The organism is Massilia frigida (assembly GCF_011682175.1).
GTDB lineage: Bacteria > Pseudomonadota > Gammaproteobacteria > Burkholderiales > Burkholderiaceae_D > Telluria_A > Telluria_A frigida.
On the sequence record NZ_WHJG01000014.1, the window covers coordinates 128,654 to 148,639 of the forward strand.

At 63.6% G+C, this 19,986-nt stretch carries 21 protein-coding genes; 13 read left to right on the top strand and 8 right to left on the bottom strand.

Annotation, left to right across the window (positions count from 1 at the left end):
• Nucleotides 1-38: 38 nt before the first annotated feature.
• Nucleotides 39-539, top strand: a complete 501-nt coding sequence (locus tag F2P44_RS15720) for a hypothetical protein (RefSeq protein WP_167087971.1) — start codon at nt 39-41, stop codon at nt 537-539.
• Between the two features lie 117 nt (nt 540-656).
• On the opposite strand, the gene F2P44_RS15725 is transcribed toward F2P44_RS15720, so the two are convergent.
• On the bottom strand, nt 657-1,754 hold the full coding sequence (locus F2P44_RS15725) for a M35 family metalloendopeptidase (RefSeq protein WP_167087973.1): 1,098 nt from the start codon (nt 1,752-1,754) through the stop codon (nt 657-659).
• Between the two features lie 323 nt (nt 1,755-2,077).
• Between F2P44_RS15725 and F2P44_RS15730 the strand changes: the two genes are divergently transcribed.
• Nucleotides 2,078-3,943: an amidohydrolase gene (locus F2P44_RS15730; protein WP_167087974.1), complete on the top strand. Its 1,866-nt coding sequence runs from the start codon at nt 2,078-2,080 to the stop codon at nt 3,941-3,943.
• Nucleotides 3,944-4,067: 124 nt separating this feature from the next.
• Here the strand turns inward: F2P44_RS15730 and F2P44_RS15735 are convergent, their stop codons facing one another.
• The 4 genes from F2P44_RS15735 to flgA all read right to left on the bottom strand — a co-directional run bounded on the left by F2P44_RS15735 (nt 4,068) and on the right by flgA (nt 6,733).
• Nucleotides 4,068-4,955 (bottom strand): transporter substrate-binding domain-containing protein, encoded by an 888-nt coding sequence (locus F2P44_RS15735; RefSeq protein WP_167087976.1) that lies wholly within the window; start codon nt 4,953-4,955, stop codon nt 4,068-4,070.
• Nucleotides 4,956-5,093: 138 nt separating this feature from the next.
• A complete protein-coding gene (locus tag F2P44_RS15740) occupies nt 5,094-5,567 on the bottom strand; it encodes a flagella synthesis protein FlgN (RefSeq protein ID WP_167087978.1) in 474 nt (157 codons plus the stop codon).
• 30 nt (nt 5,568-5,597) lie between these two features.
• Complete coding sequence (flgM, locus tag F2P44_RS15745; protein ID WP_167087980.1) at nt 5,598-5,903, bottom strand: flagellar biosynthesis anti-sigma factor FlgM; 306 nt, start codon at nt 5,901-5,903, stop codon at nt 5,598-5,600.
• 107 nt (nt 5,904-6,010) lie between these two features.
• Nucleotides 6,011-6,733, bottom strand: coding sequence for a flagellar basal body P-ring formation chaperone FlgA (gene flgA / locus F2P44_RS15750; protein WP_167087982.1), 723 nt, complete (start codon nt 6,731-6,733; stop codon nt 6,011-6,013).
• 183 nt (nt 6,734-6,916) lie between these two features.
• On the opposite strand from flgA, the gene flgB reads away from it, so the two are divergent.
• From flgB to flgL, 11 genes are all read left to right on the top strand, one after another.
• A complete protein-coding gene (flgB, locus tag F2P44_RS15755) occupies nt 6,917-7,339 on the top strand; it encodes a flagellar basal body rod protein FlgB (protein WP_167087984.1) in 423 nt (140 codons plus the stop codon).
• Between the two features lie 2 nt (nt 7,340-7,341).
• Entirely contained in the window at nt 7,342-7,743 is a 402-nt protein-coding gene (gene flgC / locus F2P44_RS15760) for a flagellar basal body rod protein FlgC (protein WP_167087986.1), read from the top strand.
• Between the two features lie 14 nt (nt 7,744-7,757).
• A complete protein-coding gene (locus F2P44_RS15765) occupies nt 7,758-8,471 on the top strand; it encodes a flagellar hook assembly protein FlgD (protein ID WP_167087988.1) in 714 nt (237 codons plus the stop codon).
• Between the two features lie 36 nt (nt 8,472-8,507).
• Entirely contained in the window at nt 8,508-10,028 is a 1,521-nt protein-coding gene (locus tag F2P44_RS15770; protein WP_167087990.1) for a flagellar hook protein FlgE, read from the top strand.
• Nucleotides 10,029-10,253: 225 nt separating this feature from the next.
• A complete protein-coding gene (locus F2P44_RS15775) occupies nt 10,254-11,000 on the top strand; it encodes a flagellar basal body rod protein FlgF (protein WP_167087992.1) in 747 nt (248 codons plus the stop codon).
• Between the two features lie 74 nt (nt 11,001-11,074).
• Nucleotides 11,075-11,857, top strand: coding sequence for a flagellar basal-body rod protein FlgG (gene flgG, locus F2P44_RS15780; RefSeq protein ID WP_167087994.1), 783 nt, complete (start codon nt 11,075-11,077; stop codon nt 11,855-11,857).
• 20 nt (nt 11,858-11,877) lie between these two features.
• Nucleotides 11,878-12,522, top strand: a complete 645-nt coding sequence (locus F2P44_RS15785) for a flagellar basal body L-ring protein FlgH (protein WP_167087996.1) — start codon at nt 11,878-11,880, stop codon at nt 12,520-12,522.
• 11 nt (nt 12,523-12,533) lie between these two features.
• The gene (locus F2P44_RS15790) at nt 12,534-13,640 is read left to right on the top strand and encodes a flagellar basal body P-ring protein FlgI (RefSeq protein ID WP_167087998.1); all 1,107 of its coding nucleotides are present in this window, start codon (nt 12,534-12,536) and stop codon (nt 13,638-13,640) included.
• A 10-nt stretch (nt 13,641-13,650) separates the two neighbouring features.
• Entirely contained in the window at nt 13,651-14,655 is a 1,005-nt protein-coding gene (flgJ, locus tag F2P44_RS15795; protein ID WP_167088000.1) for a flagellar assembly peptidoglycan hydrolase FlgJ, read from the top strand.
• Between the two features lie 206 nt (nt 14,656-14,861).
• Complete coding sequence (gene flgK, locus F2P44_RS15800; RefSeq protein WP_167088002.1) at nt 14,862-16,829, top strand: flagellar hook-associated protein FlgK; 1,968 nt, start codon at nt 14,862-14,864, stop codon at nt 16,827-16,829.
• A gap of 36 nt (nt 16,830-16,865) precedes the next feature.
• Entirely contained in the window at nt 16,866-18,104 is a 1,239-nt protein-coding gene (gene flgL / locus F2P44_RS15805; RefSeq protein WP_167088004.1) for a flagellar hook-associated protein FlgL, read from the top strand.
• A gap of 401 nt (nt 18,105-18,505) precedes the next feature.
• On the opposite strand, the gene F2P44_RS15810 is transcribed toward flgL, so the two are convergent.
• From F2P44_RS15810 to fliQ, 3 genes are all read right to left on the bottom strand, one after another.
• Nucleotides 18,506-18,694: a hypothetical protein gene (locus tag F2P44_RS15810; protein ID WP_167088006.1), complete on the bottom strand. Its 189-nt coding sequence runs from the start codon at nt 18,692-18,694 to the stop codon at nt 18,506-18,508.
• 166 nt (nt 18,695-18,860) lie between these two features.
• A complete protein-coding gene (gene fliR, locus F2P44_RS15815) occupies nt 18,861-19,691 on the bottom strand; it encodes a flagellar biosynthetic protein FliR (RefSeq protein WP_167088007.1) in 831 nt (276 codons plus the stop codon).
• 20 nt (nt 19,692-19,711) lie between these two features.
• Nucleotides 19,712-19,981: a flagellar biosynthesis protein FliQ gene (gene fliQ / locus F2P44_RS15820; protein WP_167088009.1), complete on the bottom strand. Its 270-nt coding sequence runs from the start codon at nt 19,979-19,981 to the stop codon at nt 19,712-19,714.
• Nucleotides 19,982-19,986 lie beyond the last annotated feature (5 nt).

A 19,986-nucleotide genomic window follows, 5' to 3' on the forward strand; every position in this document is an offset into this window, starting at 1 on the left:
CAGCCGCAGCCGGGACGAACCAAACAAGGAGCATGGCGATGAAACGATCACTGGCGGGCGTATTGATGCTCATGGCGCTGGGGCTGGCCTATGCGAAGGATAAACCGATAAGTGGCGTGAGCGAAAAAGTCGCGCTGGCATCGCGCGAGGGCAAGGTGCTGGTGACCCTGACGGTAAGCAACAAGTCGGCACAGCCGATTTACCTGTGGAAGGTCACCTACGCAAGCAAGCAACTGTTCGGGCCGGAGTTCGAGATCAGCGCGGCGGGCAGTGCGGCGCCGGTCAATTACATCGGCCCGGTGGTCAAGCGCGCGCCGCCGGGGCCGGATGATTATGTGAAGGTCGAGCCGAACGGCGTGCATAGCAATACGATCGACATCACGGGCGCGTATGACTTCCAGCCGGGCAAGCACCGCTACCGGCTCAGCCATACGGGAAGTTACGTGCTCAGCTTGCAGCAGCTGGATAATCCGGTGGCGATGAAGCCGGCATCGGCGCGGTTCACGCATACCCAGGGCGCGCAGCCGGCGGAACAATAATGCTCGTCCCACATCGTTGTTAACCGGGGTCAGACCCCGACGCAGGGGCAGGCCGCCGGCCAATAAAAAACAGCCTGGACGCTTGCGCGGCCAGGCTGTTTTTCTTCCATCGTTCGCTTATGGCAGCGACGGGGTGTTTTCGCCGAAATATTCGTGGGAATCGGCATTGTCGACGGCTTTGGTCGGATTGCTGGTCGCCAGGCTGGCGGCCGATGACTGGCCGTACGCCCAGTCATCGGTGGCGCCGACCACGTTGAAGTGGCTCAGCTCATGCACCAGGGTGCCGCCCTTGGAATCGGTGCCGGACGTCGGTGCCGACCAGAAGGCGTTGCAGACGTAGATCTTGTACGGCTGGTTCGGGTACACATAGGCGTAGTAGGATTCCTTGCAGCTGCAATCGACCACGATCGGCTTGGTATCAAGCGCATTCTTGATGTTGGCATAGTGCGTCTTCACGGTCGCGTAACGCCCCGATGAGTAGGTGCCGAACCATTTCTTGTAGCGCGTGCCGGTCAGGCCGCTGTTGAGGTAATTGACGCCGCTGTTGGCCATGCTCTTGGCCGCCGCCACCCCCGCGTTGATCGAGGTTTGCTGTCCCGAGCTGCAGCTTGCAAACGAAATGCCAGCCGTTCCCGCCAACTGCTGGCGCGATGCCAGCTCGGCCGGATCGGCCACCACCGTGCCGCGCTCGAGCCGTCCATCAATCCACAGCGATACCGGCGCCGATTCGATTTCGCCGATCTCGCGTTCGGTGCTCATGGTCATGCTGTTGCCATCCGGCGGGGAATTGAACAGGTTGAGCGAGGCCGCGTGGTAGCGCACCGCGTAGTCACCCGTGACGCTCATGTCGTACAGGGCCGACAGCTCGACCTTGGCGGTGTGCGAAGCGCCCGGCTTGAGCAGGTAGTAATCCTTGGCGGTCGGGGCGGGGCGCTTGTAATGGCGGCCCTGGTACGGCACATTCACGCCATCGCGGGTGACGTCGAACAGGTGATCCTGGACCCCGGCAAACGGCGTGTGCCATTTGAGCACGTATTGCGGCTTGGACGAGGTGTTGGTGATGGTGACGCGCATGACGACGTCGTCTTCCTTGTTCAGCGATGCTTTTTCCGGCGTCAGGCTGACAGTCACCCCGTTCGATCCCGCCTGGGCTGCCAGGCAGGCTGCTGCTGCTACGATACCGACGCTTGATTTTACCAAGTGATTCCAGTTCATACAGTTCTCCGTGAGTGAATGTGCTTGTTCTGAGTGCCGGCCCATAAGCGGGCTCAACAACTCATCGTTACACGCGAAATCGGCACAGGACATACATATTCATCGGTAATTGTGTCCTTCCGGCGAATTCTGAACGTATCATTGCCGCCCTTAAAAGAATGTGCTTTCGCACAATTCCCTCAATGAAATCAAGCTTGTCGAGGGAAAAAATTTCCATCGGTATTTAACAAAAGTGTTAAATTTTGACGAGGGTGTGCCACGCCGTGGGCAAACGGGTATTCTGGCGCCGGGGCGCATAACGTGAACTGAGCAAAGGGAAAACGATGACAAAGAACAATGGCCGGCTGCCGGATGGCGCCATACGCACGCAGCGCGGGGTGCTTGTCCTGGGCAGGCGCGCCGGCGCCGTATTGATACTGGCATGCGCAGCTGCCGCCGCTCACGCGGGTGCGCCGCGCAGCGCCATCGACGCTGCCGACCTTATCTACCGCAACGGTTACGTCTACACCGTGGATGCCGGCGACAGCGTGCAGCAAGCCCTGGCGGTGCGCGCCGGGCGCATCGTCTACGTGGGCGACAATACCGGCGCCGCCAAGCTGGCCGGCAAGGGGACCCGCGTCATCGACTTGCAGGGACGCATGCTCATGCCCGGCCTGATCGATGCCCATATGCATCCCCTGTCCGGCGGCAAGCGCCTGCTGCGTTGCAATCTGAACTACGAGGCGCTGACCGTGCCCCAGTTCCAGGCGCGCATCCAGGCCTGCGTCGACAAGGAAAGCAAGACCAAAGGCAACAAGGAATGGCTACAGGTGGTCAACTGGTTCGAGCAAGGCATGCTGCCAGCCGGCCTGGTAAGCACCCGCGCCACGCTCGACGCCATCAACAGCGCGCGCCCGATCGTGGTGCGCTCCTCGTTCGGCCACTCCAACCTGGTCAATACGCGCGGCCTGGAAGTGGCCGGCATCACGCGCGCCACGCCCAAGCCGGCCACAGGCAAGATCGTGCTTGACGCCACCGGCGCGCCAAGCGGGCTGCTGGAAGACGCGGCCATGGAGCTGGTCGACCAGCTGCTGCCGAAGACCACCCCGGCCGAAAACGTCAGCGCCGCCACCTACGCCATGCAAGCGCTGGGGCGCCAGGGCGTGACCAGTTTTCTCGACGCCAGCAGCGACCCGGAAATCTTCGCCGCCTTTGCCGCCGTCGAGCGCCAGGGCAAGCTGAGCGCGCGCGCCCATTTCGCCGCCGAAGTGGCCACCGAAGATGGCGCCGATCCGGCGCGCGCGGTGGCGTCGGTGCTCAAGATGGTCAAGCGCTATCACCAGGAAAAGAAGGGCGTGGCCCCGATCATGCGCGTGCGCCACGCCAAGCTGTACATGGACGGCGTGATCGCCGCGCCGGCCCTGACCGGCACCATGCTCGCGCCCTACTATGTCGACCGTGGCACGCCCCAGCATCCGCACTGGGTGCCGGGCGACAGCAAGGGGCCGCCCACCTATTTTCCGCCGGCCGCGCTGAAAGCCATCGTGATCGGGCTGGCCACGGCCGGCATCGATGCCCACGTGCACGTGGACGGTGACGGCGCGGTGCGCGAAACGCTCGACGCCATCGAGGCCCTGCGCGCTGTGCCCGCCGGCAAGGATGCGCGCCCGGCACTGGCGCATGCTGAAATCGTCGACCCGGCCGATTTTGGCCGCTTTGCCGCGCTCGATGCGAGCGCGGTGCTGTCCTTCCAGTGGGGTAAACCAGCGCCGGACACGGTGGCCGGGCTGAAGGAGTATCTGGGTCCGCAGCGCTACGCGATTCTCGAACCGCAGTCGCTGCTGCTCGATGCCGGGGCGCGCGTGGTATTCGGCAGCGACTGGCCGGTCGATGCGCTGGACGAATGGTTCGCGCTCAAGGTGGGCGTGACCCGCACCAACGCGCCGTCGGCCGGCCCCGAGTTCGCGGGCAAGCTCGGTCCGGCGCCGGGCATGCCGCGCGCCGCCGTCTTGCGCGCGGCGACCATGAATGCCGCCTATACCTTGCGCCAGGAAGGGCAGGTGGGCTCGCTGGAAGTGGGCAAGCTGGCCGATTTGATCGTGCTGGACCGCAATTTCTTCCAGATCCCGGACGAAGAAATCGCCGCCATCAAGGTGTTGCAGACGGTTGTCGGCGGCAAGGTCGTGCACCAAAGCCCGGGCTTTCCTTAGCAAGGAGAAGCAAGGCCGTCGGTGGACGCCGTCGACCTGCAAGCGGGCCCCACGCGGCCCGGCGCTACCCGGCCAGGGCCTGAAACAGTCCGACCCCGTACGCCTCCTCGTTGCAAGCCCGGCGTTAGTGGATGGCGGCGTTCACCGCTTTGCGGTAATAGTCCTGGTAATCGGCAGACTTGCCGATCCGGCCGATGGCGTCCCACAGACGCTCGACCCGGGCGGAATGCGCCCGGTAATAAGCGCTCGAGACACCGAGGAAATACGGTTCTTGCGAAAACGGCTGGGGCAGCATCTCAAGTTGCGCCGCGAAGCGCGGCTCGGCGAGATGGGCCATGCCGCTGAATTCGGCGCCAATGGCCACGTCGCCGCGCTGCGCCGCCAGCTTGGCAAAAATCAGGTCCAGCGTCTTGCCTTTGTCGTCCAGCGGCACGCCCATGGCCTGCAAACGGTCGACCAGCAGGACTGCCCCGAACGGCACCAGGGCGGGCAGCGTACGTCCGGTAAAGCGCTCGCCATCCCATCCTACCGCGCTGCCCTTGCGCCGAAAAACCATCGCGCGCGCCACCATCACCGCCCGCGCTGCATCGGGCCCATCCCCATGCATGGGAAACGACATGAACGGGAGCAGGGCGGGCGTGTAGGGGGCGGTCGGAAAGCCGTCCGCAATGCCGGCGCGAATCTCTTCACGGCAGCGGGTGACCGGCGCGCCATAAAACACGACTTCCACGCCGGCTTCCCTGGCGGCCATGCGGATTAATTCGCCCGCCGTTCCTTTGCCCTCGGGTGTGATGAATGGCAGGTGGGATCGTTCATCGACGCACAGGCGCAAGGCCGGCACAGCTTCCTGTGCGCCTGTTTTCGCCACTGGCGCCAGCGCGCCGTGCACAAGAGGGGGAAGGATGAGTGCGCAGCACAGGCAGGCAAGCCCGCGCAGGAACGCTTGCCTGGCCTTGCCGGCGTGGGTGGAGCGGCGCGAGCCGCCGCGTGATGTTGCACAGGTCGCCATCATATCTTGCTCCAGCAACCGCGCCGGTCGGCGAATGCGAAGGGGGATTGTCATTCAGGACATTCCGGTCCGGGACCCGGCCAGGGCGGCCCGCCCCGGAACCGGCGCAGCCGGCATGGTAGAACAAGGAAACGGGCTGGCTTAACCGACCACGTAGCGCTTCGATGGCCCGGCGGTCGCGGCCTGGCCGCGCGGGCCGTACACGGCCGCTTCGCCACCGCTGGTCGGGGTGCGCATCGCATTGATCAGGCTTTGGGTATGCGACAGTTGCTTATTGATCAGCATGCCGTTGATGCGGTTCAGTTCCTTGGCTTCGCGCGTCACGTCCAGCAGTGCTTGCCAGCTGGACAAGGCTTGCGCGTCGCCGCCGCCATCGATCCACGCCTGCATGCCGCTGTCGTCCGCCGCAAAGCCGGCCGCCGCCAGGCGCTGGTAGCGCTCCTGCCCCAGCGCCGTCATCTCGACCACCAGCTGCGCCTTGCGCGGCGTCAGCTCGCCCAGGCCGGCCGTGTCGGCGCTGACCAGCAATTGCTGTTCCTGCTTCATCAATTCCAGCACGGAAGTGATCAAGGCAAGTTCCTGCGGCAGGGTTGTGCTTGGGCTGGCTGTGGACATGGTCGTGGTATCGCCGGAACACCGGCGCGGTTAGCGTTTGCGGGAATGCAGCAGGTCGCGCACGGTGTCCAGCAAGCCATCCGCGACTTTCTCGGAATTGACCTGGAACTGGCCGTCGGCAATCGCCAGCTTGATGCGCTCGACTTTCTTGGTGTCGAACACGCCATTGCTGTTGCCCACCGCGCTGGCCATGGCCTGGCCCTGCGACGACAGCTTGACGCTGTCCGAACTGGCGGGCGCGCTGCTGCTGGCTTTTTCGGCGCTCTTGGCATTGGCTGCGGACGTACTGGCCGCCGGCAAGCCGGGATTACTCTTCAGGGTATCGTTAATTTTCACAGCATTATCCTTCTCTGGGCGGAGCGGTAAAAACTCCAGGGTCTGCGTAAGTAACGGCGCTCGCGTCGTAAACTTTAGCGCTTTCCGGCGCGAGTTTCCACCCTTGCCTAAAACACCACTTCGACCAGTCCGCCAGCCTTGGCCACGCCGCTGAGAATGGCGCCGGCCGGGGTCCGCACCTGGACTACCTGGCCATCGCTGGCGTTGCCGATCGCGCGCGCCTCGGCCGAGACGCGAAAGCCATTCCCGCTCGATACCACCCTGACCAGCTGTCCCTGCTGCACCACCGGTTTGCCGCGCAGGGCATCGAGCCGCAAGGGCGCGCCGGACGCCAGCGATACCGTGCTGGTCCGTCCGACCGCCTGCGCCATGTCGGTGACGATTCCGTTCGGCATCGCGGAAATGTCGCCTTTCAGCAGCACTAATTGCGACTGTTCAATTGTCTGGCCCTGTGCCAGCGGCACCGACGTGGCCACATACCCGGTCACCACGCTTACCTGGGCTTGAATATACACCGTCCACGCCACCGGCGCGGTACAGCGCACGCCGACCGTGGTTTTTCCCCAGGTCCGCGCGCCGGGCTGCTGGAATGCCTGCGGCGCCGGGCACGAAGCGAGGCTCATGCGCTGATTGATGGGGCCGACCGTGACGCTCACTTCCCCCGCCAGCGCCGCGCTCTGGGCTTGCAGATACTGCTCGGCCACATGCTTTAACACGGCCGGATCTTGCAGCGCCAGCGCCGGGGTGGCGGCGGCGGCCTGCGCGGCGGCCTGCGGCGCGCAGCAATATTGCGAGGCAAGCAAGAGGGCGGTAATAAAGGTGATTTTCATAGTGATTGCTTTCAGGAATGAGAGCATCATAGGCTTCACGCGACGCTGCCGAATTCCCGAATAGCCGTGTTTTGGTGTTCCTTATCGTTCGATTGGGCCGGCAACGCGGCCCGTATGATTCATCCTGTCATCACCAGTACATTGCCGCCAACCCGGAGGCAGTCGACAGATGCGGAGCACGACATGATTGGCAAACTCGACGATTACATGCGCTTTAACGAGACGGCCCTGAGCCTGCGCTCGCAACGCCAGGAATTGCTGGCGTCAAACATCGCGAATGCGGACACGCCGAACTACAAGGCGCGCGATTTCGACTTCGCCAGCGCCCTGCAGGGCGTGCTGGCCAGGACCACCCCGCCGGCCGGCGTGCTCAAGCAAACCGCCGCGGCCCACATGCCGACCGGCACCGCCCGTGGCGACCTGCTGCCGAACGGGACCCCGGTGCTGTACCGCACCCCGGCCCAGGGCGCGGTCGACGGCAACACGGTCGACATGGATGTCGAGCGCAACCAGTTCGCCGACAACGCCCTGCGCTACGAAGCCGGGGTCACGATGATCAATATGCAAATCCGCGGCATGATCGCGGCGATCCAGGGAGGCCAGTAATCATGTCCCTATTTAATATCTTCAATGTCTCCGGCTCGGCCATGAGCGCCCAAGCCCAGCGCCTCAACACCACCGCCAGCAACCTGGCCAATGCCGACAGCGCCACCAGCGCCAGCGGCGAAGCCTACCGCGCCAAGCAGGTCGTGTTCGAGGCGGTCCCGACCGATGGCGGCGGCACCGGCGTCAAGGTGCGCGAAGTGATCGAAGATCCTTCCCCGCTCAAGCAGGTGTACGACCCCAAGCATCCGATGGCCGATGAAAAGGGCTATGTGGCCATGCCGAACGTAAACGTGGTCGACGAGATGGTCAACATGCTGTCGGCTTCCCGTTCTTACCAGACCAACGTCGAAACCATGAACGCGGCCAAGTCGTTGTTGATGAAAACCTTGACCCTCGGTCAATAACCTGAGAAACCGCCATGGCAACCGTTAGTTCGAATGCACCCGTGATGTCGCAAGACTTGCTCAACGCCGTCAATCCCAAGAAGCCCAAGGCGGCCGAAGGCAGCGTCGAAGCCGATACCGACAAGTTCATGACCCTGCTGGTCACCCAGCTCAAGAACCAGGACCCGATGAATCCGCTCGACAATGCCCAGATCACCAGCCAGCTGGCCCAGCTGTCGACGGTGACTGGCGTTAACAAGCTGAACACGACCATGGAATCGCTCAAGTCGAGCTACCAATCGTCCGAAGGCTTGCAGGCCGCCAACCTGATCGGCCACGGCGTGCTGGTGGGCGGCAATGGCGTGACCCTGGCCGGCGGCAAGGGCATCATGGGCGTGGACGTGGGCAGCCCGGCCGACAAGGTGCAGCTGATCATCACCGATCCGAAGACCGGCAAGGATATCCAGACCATCGACCTCGGCCAGCAGCCGGCCGGCACCGTGCCGATCGCCTGGGACGGCGTGGTCGATCCGACCAAACTCGATGCGGCCGGGAAACCGATCGCCCTCAAGGATGGCAATTACCTGATTCGCGTCGTCGCCGAGCGCGGCGGCGAAGTCTTAAAAGATGCCAAGGCCCTCTCGTTCGACACGGTCGCCAGCGTCACCACCAGCGCCAAGGATGGCGTGAAACTGAATCTGCCTTCGCGGGGCGTCGTGACCATGTCCGACGTCAAGCAAATTCTGTAAACAAGCCGCTACTTATCACCATTTAGGAGAAACACCATGTCGTTTCAACAAGGACTTAGCGGCTTGAATGGCGCAGCCAAATCGCTCGACGTTATCGGCAACAACATCGCCAATGCCAGCACCGTCGGTTTCAAGGGTTCGCAGGCGCAGTTTGCCGACGTGTACGCCAATTCGCTCAACGGCGCCGGCGGCAACCAGGCCGGGATCGGCGTGAAAGTGGCGCAGATCGCCCAGCAGTTCACCCAGGGCAATATCGAAAGCTCGAACAACCCGCTCGACATCGCCATCAACGGCGCCGGCTTTTTCCGCACCGATGTCAACGGCGACGTCCAGTATTCGCGCAATGGCCAGTTTTCGCTCGACAAGAACGGTTTCGTGGTCAATGCCCAGGGCGCCAAGCTGACCGGCTATGGCGTCAGCAGCACCGGCAATATCCTGACCGGTTCGCCGATTCCGCTCAAGATCGACAATAGCGACATGAGTCCGCTGGAAACGACCCGCGTCGATACCCAGCTCAATCTCGACTCGCGCAGCGAGCTGCCCAAGACCGTGCCCTTCAATGCGGCCGATCCGGAAACCTATAACAAGCAAACCTCGATCGACGTGTTCGACAGCCTCGGCAATTCGCACGTGATGTCGACCTTCTACGTCAAGACCGGTCCCGGCTCATGGGATGTGTACGTCGGTTCGGACGGGGTGGAAATGACCAACCAGGCGGTCGCCGCCGCGGCGCAGACCGATGCCGCTTCCGGCACCGCGCGCGACGCCTTCCAGACCGCCGCCACCAGCATACCGCCGGGTAATATGACCGCTGCCGCGGCTGCCTACGCGACCGCCGCCGGCGCCGCCGTGGCCGCCGCCGCCGGCACTGCCGGGGCCACGCCCGCCCAGCAGACCGCGATTAACACCGCCGCTACCAGCGCGGGCGGCATTCCCGGCATCACGCCGGCCGAAATCGACAAGCTGATCGCCGCCGCCGTCAAGGTGCCGAGTGTGAGCGTCGGTCACCTTAATTTCGACACCAATGGCGTGCTGAGCAATGCCGCGATGGCGCCGCAGACCCTGCCGCTGCAGATCGAATTGCCGGTCTTTCCGCTTACCGGTGCCGAGCCGACGATCCAGATGGACTTGCATTTCGCCGGCTCGACCCAGTACGGCGACGCCACGGAAGAGAAGAAGTCGAGCCAGGACGGATACACGGCCGGCAGCCTGCAGCGTTTCTCGGCCGGTCCCGACGGCACCATCCTGGGACAGTACAGCAACGGCGAATCGCGTCCGCTGGGACAGGTCGTGCTGGCCAATTTTGCCAATCCGAACGGGCTGCAACCGCTGGGTAATAATGCGTGGGCGCAGACGCCGACCTCGGGTGCGCCGCTGGTCGGCACGCCCAATTCTGGCAGTTTTGGTAATTTGCAGGCGTCGGCGGTGGAGAATTCCAACGTCGACCTGACGGCCGAACTGGTCAATATGATCACGGCGCAGCGGGTGTACCAGGCCAACGCGCAGACCATCAAGACGCAGGATTCGGTGCTGCAGACCTTGGTCAACCTGCGTTAAACGTAATACGTTGCGTGTCACGTACCGCCGTTTCCGGCCACCACCTTCGTCGTTCCCGCGCCAAGGCGGCACTCGGCGGGAACGCATGCGTTCCCCCCAAGTACGTGCCGACGCCACTAGCGGATAAACAAACTTGGGTTCCCGCCTTTGCGGGAAGTCGGTTCCGGCAATGCCGGGAACGACGGGCTAGGGGAACAGTGGCGGTAGGCATCAAGGAGAAAAATCATGGATAGACTCATCTACACAGCCGCCAGCGGCGCCAAGCACATCCTGGAGCAGCAGGCCACCACCTCGCACAACCTGGCCAACGTCACCACGACCGGTTTCCGCGCCCAGATCGACGCCTTCCGCGCCGTGCCCATCGTCGGCGAAAACCTGCCGCTGGCCACGCGCGCCTTCGTGGTCAACGCTACGGTCAGTTCCGATTTTTCCTCCGGCCCCCTGCAATTGACCGGGCGCGACCTCGACGTCGCCCTCAAGGGCAAAGGTTACCTCGCCGTGCAAATGGCCGACGGCAGCGAAGCCTATACCCGCAATGGCGCCCTGCAAATGAATGAAAACGGGCTGCTCACCAATACCGCCGGCTTCACCATCCAGGGCGACGGCGGCCCCATCACCGTACCGCCCGAAGTGTCCGTGTCGATCGGTGGCGACGGCACCATCTCGACCATCGCCACCACCACCAAACCGGGTGCGCCCACCGTGCTGGGCCGCCTGAAACTGGTCAACCCGCCCGAGCAGGACCTGGTGCGCGGCGACGATGGCCTGTTCCGCCTGAAAGACGGCACGGCAGCCCCGGCCGACCCGCAAGTGGCGGTGGCCGGCGGCGCCCTCGAAGGCTCCAACGTCAGCCCGGTCGATGCCATGGTGACCATGATTTCGCTGGCCCGTTCCTTCGAGCTGCAAATGAGCCTGATGAAGAATGCCGAGAACAACGCGGCGAAAGCCACCCAGATCCTCGCTTTGGGATAACAACAGGGCGCGCATAATCTCTTCATTGATCGGTGCGTGGCGATGTTCGCCGGCCGCCGTTACTGGAGAAGACCATGATTCGTTCCCTTTTTATCGCCAAGACCGGCCTGGAAGCGCAGCAGACCAACCTGGACGTCATCACCAATAACCTGGCCAACGTCAGCACCAATGGCTTCAAGCGCAGCCGCGCCGTGTTCGAAGATTTGCTGTACCAGAATGTGCGCCAGCCAGGCGCCCAATCCTCGCAACAAACCCAGCTGCCTTCGGGCCAGCAGATCGGTACCGGCGTACGCGCGGTCTCGGTCGAACGCATCCACACCCAGGGCAATCCCCAGCAGACCGGCAACTCGAAAGACGTGATGGTCAACGGCGCCGGCTTCTTTTCCGTGCTGATGCCCGACGGTACCGCCGCCTACACCCGCGACGGCTCCTTCCAGAGCGATTCCAATGGCCAGCTGGTGACCTCGTCCGGCTTCGTGGTCCAGCCGGCCATTACCGTGCCGGCCAATGCCCAGTCGCTCACCATCGGACGCGACGGCACCGTGTCGGTGACCCTGCCGGGCACCAACGCGCCATCCCAGATCGGCAGCCTGCAAGTGACCACCTTCGTCAACCCGGCCGGGCTGGAATCGAAAGGCGAAAACCTGTACGTGGAAACTGGTGCCTCGGGTAATGCCAACACCAATACCCCGGGCACGAATGGCGCCGGGGTGCTGCTGCAAGGCTATGTGGAAACCTCGAACGTGAACGTGGTCGAGGAAATGGTCAACATGATCCAGACCCAGCGCGCCTACGAGATCAACAGCAAGGCGATCACCACGTCCGACCAGATGTTGCAAAAATTGTCGCAGCTGTAAGCGCGGCCAGGAGAACCTTCATGAAACCTTTCCTCATCGTTTCCTTGCTGGCGCTGGCCGGTTGCGCCGCCACCCCGAGCTCGATCGTGCAGCGTCCCACCAGCGCGCGTCCGATCATGGCCGAGCAGAGCGCGCCCGCCAACGGCGCCATCTACCAGAGTTCCCAGTACCGTCCGCTGTTCGAAGACCGCCGCGCGCGGCATATCGGCGACATGCTGACCATTAATATCACCGAGAAAACCTCGGCCGTGAAAGCCGGGGCCAGCTCGGGCAACAAGTCCGGCTCGGCCAGCTTCGCCGCGCCCGGCGTGATCAAGGGCGTGTTCGGGGCCTCGGTCGGGGTCGAAGGCGCCAACAAGTTTTCCGATTCGGACAACCAGAGCGCCAGCAATACCTTTACCGGCACCATCGGCGTCACCGTCACCGAAGTGCTGCCGAACGGTAACCTGATCGTGGCCGGCGAGAAACAGGTCGCCATGAACAAGGGCATCGAGTTCATCCGCTTCTCCGGCATGGTCAGTCCCGACAATATTGGCACCGGCAACACCGTCTCGTCGACCCAGGTGGCCGATGCGCGCGTCGAGTACCGCACCAACAGCCAGATCGACCGCGCCGAAATGACGGCGATGGTGTCGCGCTTCTTCCAGTCCCTGCTGCCATTCTGATCGGAATTTCCATGCGTGCATTTCTCCATACCGCCGCTCTCGCGCTGTCGCTGGCCCTGCTGCCGCAGGCCGCCCAGGCCGAGCGCCTGAAGGACCTGACCACGATCGCCGGCGTGCGCCAGAATCAGCTGAGCGGCTACGGCATCGTGGTCGGCCTCGATGGCAGCGGCGACCAGACCACCCAGACTCCGTTCACGGTGCAGTCGATCGTGTCGATGCTGCAAGCGAAGGGTGTGAACATGCCGCCCGGCACCAGCTTGCAACTGAAGAACGTGGCCGCGGTGATGGTCACCGCCTCGCTGCCAGCCTTTGCCCAGCCCGGCCAGACCATCGATATCACGGTCTCGTCCATCGGTAACGCCAAGAGCTTGCGCGGCGGCACCCTGATCATGACCCCGCTGCAAGGCGCCGATGGCCAGGTCTACGCCATGGCCCAGGGCAATGTGCTGGTCGGCGGCGTCGGCGCCCAGGCTGGCGGCGCCCAGGTGCAGGTCAATCATCTGTCCGTGGGCAAGATTTCGGCCGGCGCCACGGTGGAGCGCGCCGTCGCCTCGAACCTGGGCGAAAACAACCAGATCCGCCTGGAACTGAACACCACCGATTTTTCCACCGTGGCCCGGGTGGTGGAAGCGATCAACAACCATTTCGGCCCGGATATCGCCACCGCGCTCGATGGACGCGTGATCCGCGTACGCTCGCCCTCGTCGAGCGACCAGCGGGTGGCCTTCATCGGCATCCTGGAAGGGCTGGAAGTCAATCCGTCCAAGCTGGCCGCCAAGGTCATCATGAATGCCCGCACCGGCTCGGTGGTGATGAACCAGACCGTGACCCTGGACACGTGCGCGATTTCGCATGGCAACCTGTCGGTGACGATCAGTTCCGATCCCCAAGTGAGCCAGCCGGGGCCGTTCTCGGGCGGCCAGACCGTGGTCACCCAGAATACCCAGGTGGAAGTCAAGAAAGACCCGGGCAAGGTGGTCATGGTCAAGGGCGGCGCCTCGCTGGCCGACGTGGTCAAGGCCATGAATGCCATCGGGGCCTCGCCGCAAGACTTGCTCTCGATCCTGCAAGCGCTGAAAGCGGCCGGATCGCTGCGCGCCGAACTCGAAATCATTTGAGGATGCCATCATGATCGGCCCATCGAACGACCTGAGCAGCAAGCTCGCCCTCGACACCAACGCCTTGGGTGGGCTCAAGCAGTCGGCCAAGGCCGGCTCCCCGGAAGCGCTGAAAACGGCGTCGACCCAGTTCGAGGCGATGTTCATCAATATGATGATGAAAAGCATGCGCGACGCCACGCCCCAGGGCGAAGGCATGCTCGACAGCCAGCAAACCAAGACCTTCACCACCATGCTCGACCAGCAGATGAGCCAAAACCTGGCCAAGCGCGGGGTCGGCCTGGCCGACGTGCTGATCCGCCAGCTGAGCAGCCAGGCCACGAATGCGCAGGCGCTGGCGATCAATGGCGATCCGTCCGTCCAGGCGGCCCAGCCGATCGCCATCGCCGGCGACCAGCCCGCCAAGCGCATCGCCATGCCGGCCGGGCGCGATGCCGGTGAAATGATCAAGACGCCGGGCGCACTCGTCACGCCATCGACGGCCACCGTGCCGGGCGCACTCGTTACGCCATCGACCGCCACGGTGCCGGGCGTGAGCGCGAGCGGACGGCCGCAATCGCCGCACGTGCGCGCGTTCCAGGAAAAACTCGGCGCCCACGCAGACGAAGCCTCGCGCGCGACCGGCATCCCGGCCAAGTTCATGCTGGGCCAGGCCGCGCTCGAATCGGGCTGGGGCAAGCGCGAAATCCGCAATGCCGACGGCGGCACCAGCCACAACCTGTTCGGTATCAAGGCCGGCCCTGGCTGGACTGGCAAGGTTGCCACCGCGGTCACGACCGAATACGTCAACGGCAAGCCGCAGACCAGGGTCGAGAAATTCCGCGCCTACGATTCGTATGCCGACAGTTTCAAGGATTACGCCAAGCTGATCACGAATAACCCGCGCTACGAGAAAGTGCTGGCCAATGCCCAGGATGCGGCCGGCTTCGCCCACGGGCTGCAAAAGGCCGGCTATGCCACCGATCCCCTGTACGCGGCCAAGCTGACCAAGATCATCCAGCGCAACTTGGCATAGGCCAATACCCCGTCGTCGTTTCTGGCACTGCCAGAAACGACTTCCCGCCTGTCCTGACCGGCCCGGCCTGCGCGGCCCGGCCTGCGCGGCCCGGCCTGCGCGGCCCGGCCTGCGCGGCCCGGCCTGCGCGGCCCGGCCTGCGCGGCCCGCTCAAGTTTCTCGCAAAACTGCCGTAGATAGAGATATTCAAGGAAAGAAAACACATCATGTCTGGAAATCTACTTAACATCGGCAAGAGCGGGCTGTTCGCGGCGCAAGTAGGCTTGTCCACGGCGGGGCATAACATCGCCAACGCCAATGTGGCCGGCTATAGCCGCCAGACAGTGGTACAGGCGAGCGGCACGGCCCAGGCTTTCGGCTATGGCTTCGTCGGCAGCGGCACGGAGGTCGAGCAGATCAAGCGCTTTTCCGACCCCTTCCTGAACGGCCAGGTGCGTTCCGCCCAGACCCAGGTCAGCTCGCTCGACGCCTTCTATTCCCAGATCAGCCAGGTCGACAACTTGCTGTCCGACACCACGTCCGGCCTGTCGCCGGCGCTGCAAGATTTTTTCAAGGGCGTGCAAGACATGGCCTCGAACCCGTCCTCGGCCGCGTCGCGCCAGGCGGTGTTGTCGAACGGCGAATCGCTGGTGTCGCGCTTCCAGGGCATCGATGACCGTCTGACCGAGATCCGCCAGGGTGTCAACAGCGAAATCACGGCCAAGGTCGGTGTCATCAATTCCTACGCCCAGCAGATCGGCCAGCTCAACGACAAGATCGCCCAGCTCAGCACCGGTACCGGCAACGAGCCGAACGACCTGATGGATGCGCGCGACCAGCTCATCGCCGACCTGAACAAGGAAGTCAAGACCACCGTCACGCGCGGCAACAACAACAGCATGACGGTCGCAATCGGCACCGGCCAGCCGCTGGTGGTGGGCAACAAGGCCTTCGAACTGGTGGCCACCACCTCGCCGACCGACCTGAGCCGGGTGCAAGTCGGCTTCGTCACCGGCAGCAAAACAACGGTGCTGGACGACAAGGTGTTCACCGGCGGCGCACTCGGCGGCCTGATGGAATTTCGTTCCGGCACCCTCGACCGCACCCAGAATTCGCTGGGCCGGGTGGCCATCGGCCTGGCGCAAACCTTCAACGCCCAGCACCGCCTCGGCATCGATGCCGCTGGCAGTCCGGGCGGCGACTTCTTCAAGGTCGGCGTGCCCGTGGTCGGGCGCAATATCAACAATGCGGTCGGCAGCACCACCGATGTGCAGGCCGCCATTGTCGACCCGACCGCGCTGACCCAGAGCGATTACAAGGTCAGCTACGACGGCAGCAATTACATGGTGACCCGCCTGTCGGACAACAAACCGTTTCCGGTCACCCCGTTCCCGCAGACCGGCCCGCAGACCATCGATGGCGTGGCCTTCACCGTCACCGGCAGCGCGGCGGCCGGCGACAGCTTCCTGGTGCGTCCGACCATCAACGGCGCCTCGGATTTTTCGATGATGGTCAACGAGCGCAATTCGATTGCCGCCGCAGCCCCGATCAGCACCAGCATGCCGCTCAGTAACAAGGGCACGGTGACCATCAGCGAAGGCACTGTCGACGCGGCTTACCTGACGCCCGGCAATGCACTGACGGCCCCGGTCAACCTCACCGTGGGTGGCGCGCCAGCCAGCTTGTCGGGTTTCCCGGCCGCCCAGGCCGTGACCGTCACCACCAGCAATGGCGTGGCGACCACCTACCCGGCCGGCACCGCCTCGATTCCGTTCACGGCTGGCGCCAACTACAACTTTGGCGGCGTCAACCTCAAATTTGCCGGAACCCCGGTGGCGGGCGACACCTTCACGGTCGCTCCCAACAGCAATGGCACGGCCGACAACCGCAACGCGCGCCTCTTGGGCAACTTGCAAACCAAGCCGATCCTCGATGGCGGCAAGGCCACCTACCAGTCGGCCTACGCCGAGCTGGTCAGCTTTGTCGGCAACAAGACGCGCGAAGTGCAAGTCAACGGCCAGGCCGGCGATACCCTGCTCAAGCAGGTCACGGCGGCCCAGCAGGATGTCTCGGGCGTGAACCTGGACGAAGAAGCGACCAATCTGCTCAGGTACCAGCAAGCCTACCAGGCGGCCGGCAAGGTGATGCAGATGGCCAGTACCCTGTTCGATACGGTGCTGTCGATCGGCCGTTAATCATTGTAGTTGAGCAGTTCAGTCGAGGGAAACACCATGCGTATCAGTACCAGCACCATTTTTGCCAACGGCACGGGCCAGCTCGGCAGTTTGCAGACCCAGCTGGCCAAGACCCAGATGCAGTTGTCGACCAACCGGCGCCTGGTGACGGCCGCCGACGATCCGGTCGCGGCCGCGCGCGCGCTCGAACTGACCCAGTCGGCCTCGGTCAACGAGCAGTTCAAGGTCAACCGCATGAACGCCAACAGTTCGCTGGGGCAGGTCGAAGGTGCGCTCACCAGCGCTACCACCTTGATGCAGGAAATCCAGCGCTTGTCCGTGTATGCCGGCAATGGCTCGCTGACCCCGCCCGACCGCGAAGCGATCGCGATTGACCTCGAATCGCGCATGCAGGATTTGCTGGCCGTGGCCAATACCGAAGACGGCGTGGGCGGCTACCTGTTTGCCGGCCACCGCGCCAACACCCAGCCGTTCACCCAGACCGCCACGGGTGCCCAGTACAACGGCGACCAGGGCCAGCGCCAGTTGCAGGTGGGCTCATCGCGCACGATGCCGGTGAGCGAGACCGGCAACGCCATTTTCGAACGCAATATGACCGGTAACGGCAGCTTCCAGACGCGCGCCGCGCCGGGGAACACCGGCTCGGGCCTGGTGTCGCCGGGCACGGTGACCAACAAGGCGGCCCTGACCGGCCACGATTACAGCGTGACCTTCGCGGTGACGGCAACCACGCCGCCGGTGACGACCTACATGGTGACCGACACCACCACCAACGAATCGATTCCGCGCCCGCCGGCCGTGGCCACGCCGCAGCCCTACAAGACCGGGCAGCAGATCGCGTTCGACGGCATGGCGCTCGACGTCAAGGGCGAGCCGGCCAACGGCGACAGTTTTACCACCACGCCGAGCGTGAACCAGTCGGTGTTTACCACCATCACCGATTTGGTGGCGGCGCTGCGCCAGCCGACTATCGGCGCCGGTGGCAAGGCCCAGCTGGCCAACAGCCTGAGCGTGGCCAATGCCAACCTCGGCTCGTCGCTCGACAACATCCTGTCGGTGCGCGCCTCGTTCGGCTCGCGCATGCAGGAACTCGATTACCTCGACAGCGCCGGTTCGGACCGCGACATCCAGTACCAGACCGCGCTGTCGAACCTGCAAGACCTGGACATGGTCAAGGCCCTGTCGCAGTTCGCGCAGCAGCAGACCACGCTCGAAGCGGCGCAGAAGTCGTTCAAGATACTGTCGGGATTATCGCTGTTTAACTACATCGGGTAGTGTTTGCTGAACATAGGGCGACAGCCCGTCGATCCGAGTGCTCGTGTCTACCGCTGCCGTTGCAAGCCAGATCGCATCAACCGACACCTGCATCATACGGCGCGCATTCACTCGGCCAGCCAGCTGGCCGGCACATCGCTCGGCGAAGTCAACTTCCAACCGCGCTCGCCGCGCAAGCTGACGGCGACCTCTACTGGGATTATCGATGCGACTCTCACTGGCAGCAGCGAAGGCGCCACTTGCGTGCCCGCCAGCCGCCGTACCCGGTAGCGGACCTGACGCACTTAGAAACCTTGTTCGATCGCGCAGGCCCACTGCGATAGACCGCTGACCTGCCACTGCCCCCACCGCGTTCCCGCCAAAAATTGAGAATATGATTCACCGGATGTCGTGCGGAAAATTCAGGATAGTTGTTCCCCCATGAAATATACTCCTCCGATGAGCCCTGCCAAGAGGATGAAGGCTATAACGAAGAGTCCACGCCTCAATACGTCTTCGAATTTTTTTGTTCCTTTGGTTTTTCGAAACCTGTTTGCGACAACTATCAACACTAGAACACCAAACATGACCCAAGAGACAGCGATTTCCATCTTCATTTCCTCTTTTCACATGCGCAACCGGTGCCACCTGGGTTACCTTTGAATTCATTCGTCATTCTCATTGCATCCGTATATGCAAGCTCCTGCCAAGCGAATTGCACGAAACAAGGAGGCGATGAGCTGGGGTAGCTGTGGCGCGCAATTGGATCGTCAAATGTCAGTTGGTTCTGGCAGGCGGCGCGGCCGGTACCGGTACCGGCGCCGGCGTGGCCGCCATACGCGGCACCCGCCGTGCCGTTTCGATGCCCTGGTTGAACAGCACCTGAAATGGATTGCCCAGGTACGGCAGCACCATCACGATCACCAGCATGCCCACCCCCAGGGTGATCGGAAAACCAATCCCGAAGATGTTCAGCTGGGGCGCGGCGCGCGTCAGGATCCCCAGCGCAACCTGGGTAATGAGCAGGGCGGCGACGATCGGCAGCGACAAATGCAGCCCGGCGCTGAAAATCAGGCCGCCCCATTTCGCCATTTCCCATTCCGCGGACGACGACATCGGCGAGGCCGAAATCGGCATCGTGATAAAACTCTCGGCCAGCGCTTCGAGCAGCACCAGGTGCGCATTCGCGGCCAAAAACGCCATGGTCGCGATCAGCGCCAGGAACTGGCTGACGGCCGAGGAGCGGCCCTTGGTGAGCGGATCGAAAAAGCTGGCGAAGCCCAGGCCCATGGTCAGGCTGCAGATTTCGCCGGCCATTTCGATGGCGGCAAACACCAGGCGGATGGCGAAACCCATCGCCACGCCGATCAGCAACTCCTGCACCAGGATCAGCAAACCGGCCATCGACAGCGGATCGGCCCCCGGAACGGCGGAAATGGCCGGCGCGATGATGGTCGCCAGCAGTACGCCGAGCCCGATTTTCACCGGCACCGGCACGCTGGCATTGCCGAACAGGGGCGCGGCCGTGATCAGGCCGAGGATGCGCGACAGCGGCCACAGCAGGCCGGCGATCCACGCATTCATCTCGGCGCTGGTCAGGGTGATCATGCGGGAAGCGCGCGGCGCGCCTAGCCGACCAGGCCGGGAATGCCGCTGAACACCTGGCGCATATAGTCGAGCATGACCGCCAGCATCCACGGCCCGGCCACGATCAGGGCAACAAAGATGCCGACCAGCTTGGGGATGAAGGACAAGGTCGCTTCGTTGATCTGGGTGGCGGCCTGGAAGATGCTCACGATCAGGCCGATGATCAGCGCCACCAGCAGCATGGGCGCGGCCACCATCAGGGTTACTTCCATGGCCGTGCGGCCCATTGTCATCACGCTTTCGGGGGTCATGGCGG

Excerpts from the sequence above, each read along its gene's own strand:
- F2P44_RS15720 (WP_167087971.1), top strand. The coding sequence starts at position 39 with ATGAAACGATCACTGGCGGGCGTATTGATGCTCATGGCGCTGGGGCTG.
- F2P44_RS15725 (WP_167087973.1), bottom strand. The coding sequence starts at position 1,754 with ATGAACTGGAATCACTTGGTAAAATCAAGCGTCGGTATCGTAGCAGCA.
- F2P44_RS15730 (WP_167087974.1), top strand. The coding sequence starts at position 2,078 with ATGACAAAGAACAATGGCCGGCTGCCGGATGGCGCCATACGCACGCAG.
- F2P44_RS15735 (WP_167087976.1), bottom strand. The coding sequence starts at position 4,955 with ATGATGGCGACCTGTGCAACATCACGCGGCGGCTCGCGCCGCTCCACC.
- F2P44_RS15740 (WP_167087978.1), bottom strand. The coding sequence starts at position 5,567 with ATGTCCACAGCCAGCCCAAGCACAACCCTGCCGCAGGAACTTGCCTTG.
- flgA (WP_167087982.1), bottom strand. The coding sequence starts at position 6,733 with ATGAAAATCACCTTTATTACCGCCCTCTTGCTTGCCTCGCAATATTGC.
- flgB (WP_167087984.1), top strand. The coding sequence starts at position 6,917 with ATGATTGGCAAACTCGACGATTACATGCGCTTTAACGAGACGGCCCTG.
- flgC (WP_167087986.1), top strand. The coding sequence starts at position 7,342 with ATGTCCCTATTTAATATCTTCAATGTCTCCGGCTCGGCCATGAGCGCC.
- F2P44_RS15765 (WP_167087988.1), top strand. The coding sequence starts at position 7,758 with ATGGCAACCGTTAGTTCGAATGCACCCGTGATGTCGCAAGACTTGCTC.
- F2P44_RS15770 (WP_167087990.1), top strand. The coding sequence starts at position 8,508 with ATGTCGTTTCAACAAGGACTTAGCGGCTTGAATGGCGCAGCCAAATCG.
- F2P44_RS15775 (WP_167087992.1), top strand. The coding sequence starts at position 10,254 with ATGGATAGACTCATCTACACAGCCGCCAGCGGCGCCAAGCACATCCTG.
- flgG (WP_167087994.1), top strand. The coding sequence starts at position 11,075 with ATGATTCGTTCCCTTTTTATCGCCAAGACCGGCCTGGAAGCGCAGCAG.
- F2P44_RS15785 (WP_167087996.1), top strand. The coding sequence starts at position 11,878 with ATGAAACCTTTCCTCATCGTTTCCTTGCTGGCGCTGGCCGGTTGCGCC.
- F2P44_RS15790 (WP_167087998.1), top strand. The coding sequence starts at position 12,534 with ATGCGTGCATTTCTCCATACCGCCGCTCTCGCGCTGTCGCTGGCCCTG.
- flgJ (WP_167088000.1), top strand. The coding sequence starts at position 13,651 with ATGATCGGCCCATCGAACGACCTGAGCAGCAAGCTCGCCCTCGACACC.
- flgK (WP_167088002.1), top strand. The coding sequence starts at position 14,862 with ATGTCTGGAAATCTACTTAACATCGGCAAGAGCGGGCTGTTCGCGGCG.
- flgL (WP_167088004.1), top strand. The coding sequence starts at position 16,866 with ATGCGTATCAGTACCAGCACCATTTTTGCCAACGGCACGGGCCAGCTC.
- F2P44_RS15810 (WP_167088006.1), bottom strand. The coding sequence starts at position 18,694 with ATGGAAATCGCTGTCTCTTGGGTCATGTTTGGTGTTCTAGTGTTGATA.
- fliR (WP_167088007.1), bottom strand. The coding sequence starts at position 19,691 with ATGATCACCCTGACCAGCGCCGAGATGAATGCGTGGATCGCCGGCCTG.
- fliQ (WP_167088009.1), bottom strand. The coding sequence starts at position 19,981 with ATGACCCCCGAAAGCGTGATGACAATGGGCCGCACGGCCATGGAAGTA.